This window comes from Mucilaginibacter polytrichastri (genome assembly GCF_001911425.1).
Lineage (GTDB): Bacteria > Bacteroidota > Bacteroidia > Sphingobacteriales > Sphingobacteriaceae > Mucilaginibacter > Mucilaginibacter polytrichastri.
The window spans coordinates 3,142,311-3,157,114 of sequence record NZ_MPPL01000001.1; the positions used below are offsets into that span (position 1 = coordinate 3,142,311).

General features: G+C 41.4%; 11 protein-coding genes. 5 read left to right on the forward strand and 6 right to left on the reverse strand.

Features of this window, described 5'->3' with window-relative positions; genetic code table 11:
• Both RG47T_RS26735 and RG47T_RS13395 read left to right on the forward strand, forming a co-directional pair.
• On the forward strand, positions 1-441 hold a 441-nt coding region (locus tag RG47T_RS26735), incomplete at its 5' end, for a PDDEXK nuclease domain-containing protein (RefSeq protein ID WP_253187519.1).
• Positions 442-620: 179 nt separating this feature from the next.
• Positions 621-1,253, forward strand: a complete 633-nt coding sequence (locus RG47T_RS13395) for an HAD family hydrolase (protein ID WP_074489942.1) — start codon at positions 621-623, stop codon at positions 1,251-1,253.
• A gap of 72 nt (positions 1,254-1,325) precedes the next feature.
• On the opposite strand, the gene RG47T_RS13400 is transcribed toward RG47T_RS13395, so the two are convergent.
• Entirely contained in the window at positions 1,326-2,408 is a 1,083-nt protein-coding gene (locus tag RG47T_RS13400; protein WP_216351056.1) for a glycoside hydrolase family 43 protein, read from the reverse strand.
• Between the two features lie 185 nt (positions 2,409-2,593).
• The gene (gene uxuA / locus RG47T_RS13405) at positions 2,594-3,787 is read right to left on the reverse strand and encodes a mannonate dehydratase (RefSeq protein WP_317041634.1); all 1,194 of its coding nucleotides are present in this window, start codon (positions 3,785-3,787) and stop codon (positions 2,594-2,596) included.
• Positions 3,788-4,046: 259 nt separating this feature from the next.
• On the opposite strand from uxuA, the gene RG47T_RS13410 reads away from it, so the two are divergent.
• Positions 4,047-5,078 (forward strand): LacI family DNA-binding transcriptional regulator, encoded by a 1,032-nt coding sequence (locus tag RG47T_RS13410; RefSeq protein WP_074489943.1) that lies wholly within the window; start codon positions 4,047-4,049, stop codon positions 5,076-5,078.
• 28 nt (positions 5,079-5,106) lie between these two features.
• Entirely contained in the window at positions 5,107-5,850 is a 744-nt protein-coding gene (locus RG47T_RS13415) for an SDR family NAD(P)-dependent oxidoreductase (RefSeq protein ID WP_074489944.1), read from the forward strand.
• 225 nt (positions 5,851-6,075) lie between these two features.
• Here RG47T_RS13415 and RG47T_RS13420 read toward each other — a convergent pair whose 3' ends face one another.
• The 3 genes from RG47T_RS13420 to RG47T_RS13430 all read right to left on the reverse strand — a co-directional run bounded on the left by RG47T_RS13420 (position 6,076) and on the right by RG47T_RS13430 (position 10,662).
• Positions 6,076-7,746: a sodium/sugar symporter gene (locus RG47T_RS13420; RefSeq protein WP_074489945.1), complete on the reverse strand. Its 1,671-nt coding sequence runs from the start codon at positions 7,744-7,746 to the stop codon at positions 6,076-6,078.
• A gap of 65 nt (positions 7,747-7,811) precedes the next feature.
• Positions 7,812-9,143 (reverse strand): xylose isomerase, encoded by a 1,332-nt coding sequence (gene xylA, locus RG47T_RS13425; RefSeq protein ID WP_074489946.1) that lies wholly within the window; start codon positions 9,141-9,143, stop codon positions 7,812-7,814.
• Positions 9,144-9,180: 37 nt separating this feature from the next.
• Positions 9,181-10,662 (reverse strand): xylulokinase, encoded by a 1,482-nt coding sequence (locus RG47T_RS13430; protein WP_074489947.1) that lies wholly within the window; start codon positions 10,660-10,662, stop codon positions 9,181-9,183.
• Between the two features lie 114 nt (positions 10,663-10,776).
• Between RG47T_RS13430 and RG47T_RS13435 the strand changes: the two genes are divergently transcribed.
• Positions 10,777-11,811 carry a LacI family DNA-binding transcriptional regulator gene (locus RG47T_RS13435; protein WP_074489948.1) on the forward strand — a complete coding sequence of 345 codons (1,035 nt, stop codon included), beginning with the start codon at positions 10,777-10,779 and terminating at the stop codon, positions 11,809-11,811.
• Between the two features lie 138 nt (positions 11,812-11,949).
• Here the strand turns inward: RG47T_RS13435 and RG47T_RS13440 are convergent, their stop codons facing one another.
• Entirely contained in the window at positions 11,950-14,793 is a 2,844-nt protein-coding gene (locus tag RG47T_RS13440) for a glycosyl hydrolase 115 family protein (protein ID WP_074489949.1), read from the reverse strand.
• Between the last annotated feature and the right edge of the window lie 11 nt (positions 14,794-14,804).

Below are 14,804 nucleotides of genomic sequence, written 5' to 3' on the forward strand. Positions count from 1 at the left end.
TCTCACTATGTCAGGTTGTTAAAGATCAAGGATGCTGATGAACGAAGATTTTATGAACTGGAAGTGGAAAAAGAGAACTGGTCTTTGCGGGAAATGCAGCGACAGATAAATTCCTCACTTTATGAACGCTTAGCATTAAGCCGGGATAAAGAAGGTGTAAGGAAACTTGCAAAAGAAGGACAGCTGCTCGAAAAATCAACCGACGTCCTCAAAAGCCCGGTAATACTGGAGTTCCTGAATCTCGACGAAGACCACCGCTATACCGAGAATGACCTGGAGACGGCTATCATTAACAAACTTGAACATTTTATGCTGGAGTTAGGCAAAGGATTTTTGTTCGAAGGACGCCAACGCCGGATCAGTTTGGAGGGCGACCACTTTTGGGTAGACCTGGTGTTTTACAACCGTTTATTAAAATGCTTTGTGCTCATTAGTGATTAGAAATTATTAAATATGGGTAACTAATCGAGTAACACTACTTTACCAAAACGCTCTAACAGCCTTTAAAGCCACATTGAGTAACAAATCTAAAATTTAAAAAATGCCTCTACAGGCTTTAAACGCAGTTTTAATGCTATCTTTAATTTTTACATATTTGTGCTCAATTAGCCAAATCAAATATGCAAAACATCAAAAATATCATCTTCGACTACGGTAACGTTATATTTAGTATCGATTTTGTAAGGGTACAGTCCTCTTTCAAATTATTGGGTATTAGCAATGTAGATGAGTTTTTTGGACATTTACAGCAAGACCCTATTTTTGATTTATTCGACCGTGGGCAGATCAGTCCGGCTGAGTTTCGGGACCGTGTTCGGGAAAAAATTGGTAATCCGGATCTTACCGATCAGCAAATTGATGATGCCTGGAATAGTATTTTGGTAGGTGTGGCCGATGGTAACCACGATTTGTTGCTTAAATTAAAAGGCAAATACCGCACATTTCTGTTGAGTAATATCAATGATATCCATTACAACTTTATTATGAATTACCTGAAACGCGATTTTGGGTTTGATGGGAATGCCCATTTATTTGAGAAAGCCTATTACTCCCATTTAACAGGCAAACGCAAGCCCGAATTACCCATATTTATACAAGTGCTCGAAGAAAACAATCTGAAACCCGAAGAAACATTATTTATAGACGATAGTCCGCAGCATTTAGCGGCGGCAAAGCAATTAGGAATAAATACCTTCTTAATGACCTCCCCGGATACTATTCAGGCCTATTTTAGCCGCAATGGTTTGTTATAAATTGGCATAAAATATAAATAAAAGGGTTCTGCATAATAATACAGAACCCTTTTTAATCTAAGTGCTTTTTAGCTATTTTAATTCGGTGTAGGTATTAATCAATTTAATAGAATCATCTGCATTGTGCTGCAGCTCGGTCACCTTTACATTGCGTAAGTAAGTTTTACCGGATAGTTGAGTGTCATGGTAAAAAATGTACCACTTTCCTTTAAACTCAATGATGGAGTGGTGGGTTGTCCAGCCTTGTACGGGGTTCATAAACACTCCTTTATACACAAACGGCCCCCATGGGTTATTGCCTATTGCATAAGCCAAAAGGTGTGTATCACCGGTAGAATACGTAAAATAATATTTTCCTTTATACTTATGCATCCACGAGCCTTCAAAAAAACGGCGGTTATGGTCTTTGGTTAATAAAGGTTTGCCTGCTTGGTCTACAACTATAACGTCTTTTACCTTACCATCAAATTCAAGCATGTTGCCTTTTAGCTTGGCTACTTTGCAGCTTAGCGCCGGTTCATCATCGTGCATTAAATCTGTCTTAGAACCATTGGCATCGTATTTTCCGGTAGCCCATCGCTGTAGTTGCCCCCCCCAAATACCGCCGAAATACATATAGGTACTTCCATCTGTATCGGTAAACACAGCAGGGTCAATACTAAAGCTGCCTGCTATTGGTTTAGGTTGCGCCTTAAAGGGGCCGGCCGGGTTCTTAGAAGTAGCTACTCCTATCCTAAAAATATCATTTTTATCTTTCACCGGGAAGTACAAGTAATAAGTACCGTTTTTGCAGGCCGCATCCGGTGCCCAAAGCTGCCTACCCGCCCAGGGTATATTTTTGATATCTAAACCTATACCATGATCTGTTACCGGGCCGCCTACCCTATCTATTGATAAAATATGGTAATCGCGCATGGCAAAGTGATCGCCGTTATCATTCTCGGGGATACCGGCGTTAATATCATGCGAAGGATAGATATAAATTTTACCGTTAAACACATGTGCCGAAGGGTCGGCTGTGTAAATAGAGCTGATCAAAGGCTGCGAAAGGTATTTTACCTTTAGTTTTTGTGCCTGAGAGTTCATTGTGGCTAAAGAAACTACAGCGCAGAGTAATACCGCGAACTTCTTTTGTAACATGGCTGAATTTAACATGATATCAATTTTGAAGATATAACTCACCTCCATTAGTAACAAACAATAGCAAATAGCCAGTCGCACTTACAGAAATGGAAATAAAAGGTTAAATAATAAGGCTTTATTAATAATTTGGTTTATGCAATCGATTGTAAATATATAAATTACTCAAACAGAAACAAATCAAATACATACAATAATATTTATATCAGACTCCTTTTAATTCCCATTTCTAATCCCCGTAATTCGGCCAAACCTTTTAAGCGGCCAATTACAGAATAGCCGGGATAGGTATTGTAATGATAGTCATCTAATATTTTATGTCCATGGTCCGGGCGCATGGGTATGGCGATGTCCTGCCGGCTCTGCTTTTTCCTATTTAGCTGCTCATTTACTACAGCTTTCATAACCTCATACATATCGGTGCTTCCGGCCAGATGCTCGGCTTCATAAAAGCTGCCGTTGGGTTCGCGCTTTACGTTGCGAAGGTGTAAAAAGTGGATATGCGCTCCTAAACGAGTTATTATCCCGGGGATATCATTATCAGCACGTGCCCCCAAAGAACCGGTACAAAGTGTAATGCCATTACTGGTTGATGGACAAGCTTCTATAATCTCTATTAGGTTTTGTTCTGATGAAGCCACCCTCGGTAAACCCAAAATTGGGAATGGCGGATCGTCCGGATGAATACACATCTTAATACCCAATTGCTCAGCATCGGGTATTATAGCATTTAAAAAATAAAAAAGATTTTGTTGAAGCGCCTGGCTATCTGTTCCGCTATACTTTTTAAGATATTCTTTAAATTCCGAGGTGGTAAACACCTCATTTGTACCGGGTAAACCAGCCAGAACGGTATTAGTTAATAATTCAATTTCGGGTGTAGTTAAACTATCAAAGTATTGTTTGGCTTCATTTTGCTGTTCTGTCGTAAACTCACTGTAAGCCCCCTCCCGCTCTAATATATACAGATCAAATGCAGCTATCGCAGGTGCCTCGTATCTTAAAGCCGATGCATTATTGGCTAGTCGATAATCTAAATGAGTACGGGTCCAATCCAATACGGGCATAAAATTATAGCAAACAGTTTGGATACCCGCCTGAGCTAGGTTCTTTAAGGTTTCGATGTAATTTTGAATGTATTGCTCGCGGCCATTTTGTCCCAGTTTAATACTTTCATGAATATTTACGCTCTCTACAACCGACCATCTAAAGCCTGCATCTTCAATAATCTTTTTCCGCTGGTTAATTTCTTCCAAAGTCCAAACTTCACCGCATGGGATGTGGTGCAATGCAGAAACAATACCGGTTGCGCCGGTTTGGCTAATAGCCTGTAAGGTAACCGGATCTGTGAGCCCGAACCACCTGAAAGTTTGTTCTAAATCTGGAATCATCATACTGGAAATAGCGTTTAATTGTAGGATTTTTTTATTGGTTAAACAAATGTATAAATTTGCGCAATCGATTGTATTATTTTATAATTTAGCAGCACATTATTTATATAGATTAATTCAAATCCCCAAAAACGAACTTCGACAGGTGCAAATGATAGCTTTATAACAAGCTATTGACATTTAAAATAATGCTCTAATTAATTTTACATTTATTGCGCGTAAAAATGCGCTCATTACTACATAGATACCATAAATACAAACCATGACGGTTGGAGCAAAAGAAACAACGATATACGATATAGCAGCCAAACTCGATATTTCTGCAGCAACAGTAAGCAGGGCACTTAAAGATCATCCACGGGTTAATAAGAACACCAAAAAACTAATTGTTAAAACCGCAGCCGAGATGGGATATTTATCTAATTCTTTTGCCAGCAATTTGCGTAAAAAAAGCAGCAACATTATCGGGCTTATTGTACCCCGGCTCAATAGTAATTTCATGTCGGATGTGATTGCCGGGATTGAGAAGGTGCTGAATAATAACAACTATAATGTGTTCATCAGCCAATCTTTAGAAACCATGACTAAAGAGATCAGCAACGCCAACGATATGCTGGTTAACCGTGTTGATGGCCTGATGGTATCCCTGGCTTATGATACCACCAATATTAACCATTTTGAACCTTTTGTAAAACGCAACATCCCCGTTATATTTTTCGACAGGGTGTTTGAGCAAGACGATTACCCGCAAATCTATATCGACAATTTTAAGGCAGCTTATGAGATAACCGCTCACTTGATTAAACAAGGTAGTAAGCGTATTGTACACATCACAGCCAGCCAGTTACGTAATGTATACTCAGACCGGCTGGCCGGATATAAAAAGGCCTTAGAGGATAATAACCTAAAATTTGAAGAAGCACTGGTTATCATCAACAACCTGAGCAGTGAGGCTGGGCATGAAGCCGCCAACCAGATCTTAAAAATGGCCCCTCTGCCCGATGCTGTTTTTTCGGCCAATGACATCTGTGCCGTAAGCTGCATGCAAACACTCAAGAAAAATGGGATTCGCCTGCCGGATGACCTGTTATTCGCCGGGTTTAACAACGACCCTTTAACCTGTGTAATAGAGCCCAACCTTACCACCATTAATTACAAAGGATATGAAATGGGCGAAGTAGCTGCCAAACAGATGATAAGCAGGTTAATGAATAAAGACGAGTTTCAGCCTGCCCATAATTTAATACTCAAATACGAATTAATTGTACGCGAATCTTCGCTTCGCAATAAATAATCTTCTAATTATTAACAGTTCAATTTAAATGAATCCTACTAAAATAGCCATAGTTACAGGTGGCGCATCTGGTTTAGGCCTGGCAACTACACAAAAGTTTATAGAAGCCGGTATAAAAACCATTATTATTGGTCGCGATGAAAACAAGCTACAGGCAGCAGCCACTAAATTTGGCTCCCTTTGTATTTACAAAGTTTGTGACTTAAGCAAAATTGAAGAGATCCCCTCGCTAGTTAATACTATCGTACAAGAATATGGCGTACCCAATATACTGGTGAACAATGCCGGTATTAATATGAAGAAACCTTTTGCTGAGGTTACCGATCAGGATTTTCAAAGCATTGTGCAAACCAACCTCACTTCGGTATTTGTATTGAGCCGCGAGGTGGTAAAAAAAATGATGCCTACCGGCAGCGGCTGTATCGTTAATATCAGCTCTATGGCATCTCAATACGGTATCCCTTATGTAATTGCCTACACAGCCACCAAATCGGCCATTGAGGGTATGACAAGGGCCATGGCTACCGAACTTTCACCACAAGGTATTCGTGTGAATTGTGTAGCGCCGGGATTTATCGCAACAGATATGTCGGCCAAGGCATTGGATAATGATCCTACCCGTAAACAGAAAGTATTATCACGCACACCAATGGGCAAATTAGGCCTCCCCGAAGATATTGCAGATGCTGTGCTCTTCCTGGCATCTGATGCTGCTAAATATATTACCGGTGTGGTATTACCTGTTGATGGCGGGAACTCTATAGGATTTTAATTTGTTCATTAGATAATTTGTCAGTGACTGCTTCCCGCTAAGCATCATAACAAATTACCTAATTGGCAAATCAATCAACATTCTCATTTAAACAAGAAAGGCGTTCCGATAAACCGGAACGCCTTTTCATATTCATTTATTGACAGTTTCAACAAATAGCTCATCAATAAATCAGTTCTTCTTCATTAACAAATCAAAAAAATGACTCATAAATAAATCAATTTGCTACCAGAATACAGAGTATAAGGCAACAATAATACCGCATAGTATTAATGCACCTGCTGTAAATGCTCTTGATGTTTTAAACATACTGCTATCAATTTCAAGCCCGTTTGTTTTAACACCACGTGCGTTTTCTATCATTGAAATAATAATCATCCCAAAAACGCAGATCAGGAACACAATGCCCATCCTGTCCAAAAATGGAATCTCATAAACACCGGCATCACTCTTTTTAGAAAAACCGGTTGAGGCCAGAAATGAAAGGTTAGCAAATGTTGGCAAAAACTTAAAGAACACCGACAAGATAAATCCACCGACTGCACTAAACACTGCAGCTGTTGAGGTAGTACGTTTCCAGAAGAAGCCAAGTAAAAACATGGCAAATATACCCGGCGATACAAACCCGGTATACTCTTGTATATACTGGAAACCACCTTTTTTATCGATCCCTAAAAACGGAGAAATAATAATACCTAATACCATCGCTACTACCACAGCAATTTTACCTGTAAAAACGAGGCTTTTGTCAGTAGCATCGGGCTTAATGGCTTTTTTGTATACATCAAGCGTAAAAATGGTAGCAATACTATTGGCTTTACCCGCTAAAGAAGCCACCACTGCTGCTGTTAAGGCCGCAAATGATAAGCCTTTTAAACCCGCCGGCAATAAGTTAAGCAATACGGGGTATGCCCTATCCGGGTTAACCTCGCCACCTTGAATTAAGTCTGCGTGGAATAGGTCTTGCTTATAAAGCACATAAGCTGCTATACCCGGCAATACAACAATTACAGGCATCAGTAATTTTAAGCATGCTGCAAAAAGAAGACCGCCGCGCGCAGTTTTTAAATTAGCGCCAAGTGCCCTTTGGGTAATGTATTGATTACAACCCCAATAGTTTAAGTTTACTATCCACATACCACCCAACAATACAGTAAGGCCCGGTAAATCCATATAGCTCGGATTATCTTTCTTCAAAATCATGTGGAAGTGGTCATTCGCCTGGTGCATCATTAAGTTAAAACCAGATAATACGCCATGCTGGCCAAAATGCGTTGCTACCAGGTTAAGTGCAATATAGGTTGTTACCAAACCGCCTAAGATCAGGAAGAAAACCTGTATAACGTCGGTAAAGCCAATCACCTTCATACCGCCCAGGGTGATGATAATTGCAAAAATTGCCAATCCCCATAAGCAAGCCTGGAAAGGGATACCCGATATAGAATTTACGGCAAGCGCACCTAAGTATAATATGGAAGTAAGATTAACCACAATATACAATAGCAGCCAAAATATGGCCATAATCATAGCTACGGTACCATTATATCGCTGTGAAAGAAACTGCGGCATGGTAAAAATTTTATTCTTGAGATAAACAGGAATAAAAAATACGGCCACAATAATTAACGTGATGGATGCCATCCATTCGTAAGTTGCGATGGCCAACCCCATTTTAAAGCCAGAACCACTCATACCGATCATTTGCTCGGCCGAGATGTTAGAGGCAATTAGTGAGGCGCCAATGGCCCACCATGTTAATGACCCTTCGGCCAAAAAATAATCTTTAGATGTGGCATCGGCGTTATGCTTGCGCTTGTACACCCAAAAACCGTACGATGATACGATTATAAAATACACGAAGAATACGACATAATCGCCTGTGGATAGTCTGTTCATTTTTACACTTAGGTTTAATTGTCTGGTTAGGACTTTGGTTTAATTTGTCTGTTTGACAATTATAATTATATAAACCGATTAATCAAATTTTCCAGGTATTCTTGTTTTCCACTAATTGTTGCCGGCTCGCCATTTTCTGCTGCATAGTTGCGTAGGTCTTCCAAAGATAGCTTGCCTTCTTCAAATTCTTTTCCTTTCCCACCATCAAAAGAAGCATATCTGTCGGTACGGATTTTTTTGTAATCAGATTTTTGAAGGATGTTATCAGCAGTGATTAAAGCACGTGCAAAAATGTCGATGCCACCAATGTGTGCATAAAACAAATCGGCAGGATCTGTAGAGTTACGGCGGATCTTGGCATCAAAGTTAATACCACCACCCTGTAAACCACCTGCTTCGAGGATAATCATCATAGATTCGGTAATTTCATTAATATCATTCGGGAACTGATCTGTATCCCAGCCGTTTTGCGTATCGCCACGGTTGGCATCGATAGAACCTAGTAAACCAGCATCAGCAGCAACCTGCAATTCGTGCTGGAAAGTATGGCCGGCCAGTGTAGCGTGGTTAACTTCCAGGTTTAGTTTAAAGTCATTTAACAAATCATATTTCTGCAAGAAACCCAATACAGTAGCTGCATCGTAATCGTACTGGTGTTTGGTTGGTTCGCAAGGTTTTGGTTCGATAAAGAAAGTACCTTTAAAGCCCTGTTTACGTGCATAATCTTTAGCCGTGTGCAAAAATTTAGCAAAATGCTCCTGCTCACGTTTCATGTTGGTGTTCAGTAACGACATGTAACCTTCACGGCCACCCCAGAATACATAGTTTTCGCCGCCTAAAGCAATAGTTGCATCCAAAGCCGCTTTAACCTGTGCACCACCATGAGCCAGTACATGAAAATCTGGATTGGTTGAGGCGCCATTCATGTAACGACGGTGTGAGAATAAGTTGGCAGTACCCCAAAGTAATTTAACGCCGCTGGCAGCTTGTTTTTCTTTAGCATACTCAACAAGCGCATTTAAACGGCGCTCGTTCTCTTTAATGTCATTGGTATAATCTACCACGTCCACATCATGGAAACAGTAATAAGTAAGGCCTAATTTGGTAATGAATTCAAATGCTGCATCCATTTTATCTTTGGCGCGTTCTACGGCATCGGCCTTGGCATCCCAGGGATGTACATGTGTTGGCTCGCCAAACGGATCGCCGCCATTACCAACAAATGAATGCCAGTAAGCAACTGCAAAGCGCATATGCTCTTGCATGGTTTTACCTGCAACTACCTTGTTGGCATCATACCATCTAAAGGCAAACGGGTTATCACTTTCGGGCCCTTCGTAACCGATAGCACCGATACCTTTAAAAAATTCCTTTTCTCCTGTAATAATATTCGACATGTTGTAAAAATTGAAGTTCGTGTTAATAATATATTTTTTATAAAATCTCTAATTGTCTTTCCAGTAACGTTTTCCATTCCTGGTAAATTGTCTCCATGCTTTCGCCGGTTGGTTCTATCAATTGTATTGGTTTCATATTAGCAAATGCTTCAGCTTCTGTTTTGTAAGTTCCGGCACCAATACCTGCGCCTAAAGCAGCGCCAACACTGCCGTCGTTTTTATAAAGCTCAACCGGTACACCAGTTACATTTACAAAACTTTGGGCAAATACATCGCTCAAAAACAGGTTAGCTTTACCTGCCCTGATGATGGATGGCGACATGCCGTTTTCGCGCATAATATCCAACCCATATCTAAAGGCGCAGGCTATCCCCTCTTGCACGGCACGGAAAATATGCGCATGCGTGTGCAGGTTAAGATCAATGTTATGGAAATGCACACCCACCAGTTTATTATTCAGCATCCGCTCGGCACCGTTGCCAAAAGGTAAAATGCGCAAGCAGTCGCTACCAACCGGGATACCTTGTGCCAGGTCATTCATTTCCTGGTAACTGATAGCCGAACCGAACAGGTTTTTAGCCCAACGGTTAAGGCTGCCCGTTCCGTTAATACACAATAGCACACCTAAACGTTTTTGGTCTTCGGCATAATTAACATGTGCAAATGTATTTACGCGCGATTGCTGATCGTAGGTAAGCTGATCGCTCACCCCATAAATAACGCCTGATGTACCCGCCGTGGCAGCTACCTCACCGGGTTGTAATACGTTTAACGACAAGGCATTATTAGGCTGATCGCCTGCTTTATAAGTAAGCGGGATTCCTGCTTTTAATCCAAGCAATTGGGCTATTTCTTCCGTAACGTATCCATGTTCTGAAAACACAGGAAGAATTTCGGGGAATAGATCTTTACTAAAACCGAAGTAATTGATAACATCTTCAGAAAGTGTTCCACTGATAAAATCAAAAAATACACCTTCTGATAGTGATGATACCGAACTAGTGATGCTTCCGGTTAATTTCATCCCGATGAAATCACCGGGTAACATTATTTTATCGATCTGCTGATAGATCTCCGGTTCGTTCTCTTTAACCCAGGCCAGTTTGGAGGCCGTAAAGTTTCCGGGCGAATTGAGCAGATGCGAGAGGCAATGTTCTTCGCCGATGGTTTCAAATGCTTTGTTACCTATTTCAACCGCGCGGCTATCGCACCAGATAATACTATCGCGTAATACATTTTGAGCTTTATCAACCAAAACCAAACCGTGCATTTGGTAAGCAATACCAATGGCGCCAATATCCTGCGGATTATAGCTACCGCTTTGATTAGCAAGTAAAATAGCTTTTTGAGCCTGATCCCACCACATGGATGGCGATTGCTCTGCCCAGCCCGACTGGAGCGATTTAATCGGTGATTCTGTATCGGGGTATTGTGCCGTGGCTACCGCTTTTTGCGTAGCTGCGTCAACAACAGAAACCTTAACAGATGAGGTTCCGATATCGATTCCTAACAATAACATATTTTTGGTTTATAACAGGTTTAATACTGTGTTAGTAATCAACGAAATTAAATTAATTTTTGAATATGCAATCGATTGTTGAAATTTATTTTTCGCATTTTTACTTTTTGATTTATGAAACCTAAAAAGAGAACAACAATTTACGACATTGCCCAAAAGCTAAATGTTACTCCTTCTTCTGTATCGCGTGCGCTAAACAACAGTAATTATGTTAATGAGGCCACCAAAAAACTGATCCTGAAAACGGCAGAAGAGCTTAACTATAAGCGCAATACCATGGCATCCAACCTGCGCAAAGGGCACTCGAAAACTATCGGCGTTGTTGTGCCGCGTATTAACCAAAACTTTTTTTCGAACGTTATTGCCGGTATTGAGGATGCCACTTATAAACAAGGTTACAACCTCATTATCTGTCAATCGAACGAATCGTATGAAAAAGAAGTACAATCTGTTAATACCCTCATTAATCAGCATGTAGATTGTATTGTGATCTCGGTTTCTATAGAAAGCAATGACCACAAACATTTACAGAATGTGCTCGACCAGAACATCCAGCTCATTCAGTTTGACCGCGTGGCCGACGAACTGGAAACACTTAAAGTAATTAACGATAACGAGCAAGCCTCATTTGAAGCAGTAGATCACATTATTGAGCAAGGCTATAAACGCATTGCCCTGCTGGAAGGCCCGCAAAATCTCGATATTTTTCGTCAGCGTAAAAAAGGATATTTAAACGCCCTGGCAAAGCACAACATACCGGTGGTTAATGAGCTGATTATTGAAAATACATGGACTAAAGAGCTGGGTGCCAAAGCAACCCGCCAGCTATTGAGTTTACCTGAACCGCCGGATGCCATTTTTGCCTCCACGTCTGATTTCTCTGCCCTGGGTGTGCTCGAAGTAGCTACGGCTATGAATATCAAAGTACCATCGCAACTGGGCATCTGCGGCTACTCTAACGAGGCTTTTACCGAACTTACCAGCCCGTCCATCACCACTATAGATCAGTTTAGCTTTTACATGGGCAAAACGGTAGCTAACCTGTATTTCCAGGAACTGGAAAACAGCGATACCATTGTCGTGCCAAAGATCATTAGTATTAAACCGAAGCTGATTGTCAGATCATCGACGATGAAGAAAAAGCGGTAAAAGAGAATCAAGAGGCAAAAAACTAGATGAAAAAGTTGTAATAGATAGAGCATTTCGATTTTGTTCGCCGCTGTCGCAAGTTACACTGCGTTAAACTTGCGATTTAATTAATCACGTGGAGGTTTTTAAGCCCCACAATTATCGCTCTGGCGGCCCTAAATAGCTTTCCTTCAACCCTCCCGCATCAATAACCAACTTCTGCAACACTACTCCTGCATCAACCATCCAATACTTCAAAGTATGAACTCCCGGTTTGGTAATATGATGCTTGGTGATCATTTTACGGCTATTATCACTTACTGCACTGCTCCACTCTTTACTACCTGCAGTAGTATTAATATCAACCAGTTGCGGCTTTTCGTTATCTATAGAAATTGCATAAAGTAATCCTTTCTGATTTTTAAAATCAATAGTCGGCGATACATAGGTTTCCAGCGAAACTGTACCAGTGTCTTTCAGGCTGAGGCTATATTCCAGATGCGGACTGTTACCACCGGGCTGCTGCCTTTTAGCGGTTACCGGCCATGGGGTTACTCCTGATAGGGTTCGGCCATAATTAGGGATAATCATCCAGCTAACAGGTTTTGCTGCTATAGCCTTGGTATAATGGGCAGCTTCAATAGCGATGTAGCCGTTGTGCTCATTAAACGCCCCCGGTATAGCCTTTTCATTATTAATGGTTACTTCAATAGTTACTTCGCCCTGCGGGCCTTTAATTTTTAACGGAACATGGCTCGTTCCGGCAGGTGCTTTAGCCCAATCAATATTGACCCATATCCGTTCCTGCTCCGTAATTTTTCCAGATTTTGGCTGAACACTTACATAAGCAGCTGGTGATGCAACCTTATAATTAAATGCGGCTTTCCCTTTATTAAAAATTTCGACATAATGCCCTCCTTTTTCCCGGGGATAAAAAGCCGGCAGATCAGTAATCTTTTCATTACCCGTCCATGCCTTGGTTGAACCTTCTAGTGATATCCCCATAGCGGCTTCTTCGGGTATATTAATCTCCGACGTTTCAGGTACTTTATCAATCGGCGGTTGCTGCCAGTAAGTGTAACTGATATGGGTTTGGTCCATCATATGGCTCCATTTACCATTGGCAAGTGTATCATTGTAATAGCGCGAAATTTGTTTATCCCTTTCAAACAATGCTTTTACCCTAGCAGCGGTTGCATTGGTTGCTGCCCTGCCCTGTTGGGCATACCATTTGTTTTTGGCAACCTCGTAGTACATCTCGTTTAAGTTAGCGCAGGCTTGTACCGGGTGTAAAACCAACTGATAGTAAGCATCTTTATCACTAGCCGGAATTTGGGCATATAACTTTTCAGCTTCATTTTTTAGATCATTATACGCTGTTACTACGGCTTCAAACTCACGGTAATTGGTCAGACTGTACGTATTCTGATCTATTAGCTCCGGCTTGCGGCGGCCATTATATTTGGTATACAGCGTTAATATTTTAGCGATTTCTGTAGCATACGCTGGTCCGAATTGTTGCTTCGCCCACTCAATTGTATAATCATTTAGGCTGCTCGCAGGCCATTTATTGGGGTTCCAGGCATAATCCATAAAAAAGCTGATCGGGAATTCCATCGGCTTCAAATCGCCCACATTTACAATCCATACCTGCCGGGCATCATACGCATAAGCCAGGTGCAATTGCTCCCAGGTTTTAGAGATCGGGTTTGTGTTGACCCATTTATAATTCCGCGGGTCGCCCACATAATCAAAGTGATAATAGATGCCGTACCCACCCTTGCGCGGGTGCTCTGCTAAACTTGGCAGCTTACGGATATTGCCCCAGTTATCATCACAAAGCAGCAATGTAATATCATCGGGCACACGCATACCTTTATCATAGTAAGCCTGTACTTCTTTATACAGGGCCCACATTTGCGGTGTTTGGGAAGCATCCTTACCTGTAACCTCACTGATGATTTTCCGCTGATCTTTTACAATATTTTCCAACAAGGCAATATTGCTGCCTTCTGTCATGGGCATATCGCCGTCGCCGCGCATACCAACAGTTACCAGCGTTTCCTTGTTGCCCATATTCTCAATTCCCTTTCGCCAAAAATCCTGCAGCACGGTTTTATTGTTTTCATAATTCCAGTCGCCTTTTCCATAGCGTTTCCATTCCTGCTGCGACCTGTCCATCGGCTCGTGGTGCGATGTTCCCATTACCACGCCATATTCATCTGCCAGTACCGGGTTCAGCCTATCATCATCATTAAAAGCGTTACCCCACATGGCAGGCCACAGATAATTACCTTTGAGCCGCAGAATCAACTCGAACATTTTCTCGTACATCTTATGGTTTACACCACCAAATTTCTCCTTAGTCCAACCCGAAAAAGCAGGGGCTTCATCATTAATAAATATACCGCGATACTTTATAGCGGGGCTGCCATCAGTATACCTGCCGGGTATTACGTATACGTTTTTCTGTTGCTTAACAGGTACATCTGCCCACCAATACCAGGGCGATACGCCAATCTGGGCCGATAGATCATAAACACCGAAAATAGTCCCCCGCTTATCGCTCCCTGTAATTACCAAAGCCTGGTCTACCCCCGGAAACGGTTTTTGTACTACCTGTATCAGGTAGGTTTCCCATTTACCGGCAATGGCACTAACATTCAATTTATTTTCTTTTACCAGTTGATCGATCTTGGGGTTCTTACCCAGTGTACCAATCAGCATAATTTGCTTTAGCCCTTTTGTTTCAGTTACTAAAGCCGGGGCTGACTTGGTAACCGAACGCACATCACCTATCAAACTATTTATCGCCCGTTTTACGCCAGGATATTCATCAGCACCTGTATAAATCGGCGCCGCTTTATCATTGGCTGATAAGGCAAAATACCCAATACCATTTTTATTTGCGACATAAGTTTGATGGCCTGGAGCCTGCCCATCAACTTGTAATGAACCGATGCCGGTAATGGCCAAAAGGAAAAATATTTGAATATACTTCATGCTTTCAATAA

Coding starts and splice junctions, on each gene's coding strand:
- RG47T_RS13395 (WP_074489942.1), top strand. CDS start 621: ATGCAAAACATCAAAAATATCATCTTCGACTACGGTAACGTTATATTT.
- RG47T_RS13400 (WP_216351056.1), bottom strand. CDS start 2,408: ATGTTAAATTCAGCCATGTTACAAAAGAAGTTCGCGGTATTACTCTGC.
- uxuA (WP_317041634.1), bottom strand. CDS start 3,787: ATGATGATTCCAGATTTAGAACAAACTTTCAGGTGGTTCGGGCTCACA.
- RG47T_RS13410 (WP_074489943.1), top strand. CDS start 4,047: ATGACGGTTGGAGCAAAAGAAACAACGATATACGATATAGCAGCCAAA.
- RG47T_RS13415 (WP_074489944.1), top strand. CDS start 5,107: ATGAATCCTACTAAAATAGCCATAGTTACAGGTGGCGCATCTGGTTTA.
- RG47T_RS13420 (WP_074489945.1), bottom strand. CDS start 7,746: ATGAACAGACTATCCACAGGCGATTATGTCGTATTCTTCGTGTATTTT.
- xylA (WP_074489946.1), bottom strand. CDS start 9,143: ATGTCGAATATTATTACAGGAGAAAAGGAATTTTTTAAAGGTATCGGT.
- RG47T_RS13430 (WP_074489947.1), bottom strand. CDS start 10,662: ATGTTATTGTTAGGAATCGATATCGGAACCTCATCTGTTAAGGTTTCT.
- RG47T_RS13435 (WP_074489948.1), top strand. CDS start 10,777: ATGAAACCTAAAAAGAGAACAACAATTTACGACATTGCCCAAAAGCTA.
- RG47T_RS13440 (WP_074489949.1), bottom strand. CDS start 14,793: ATGAAGTATATTCAAATATTTTTCCTTTTGGCCATTACCGGCATCGGT.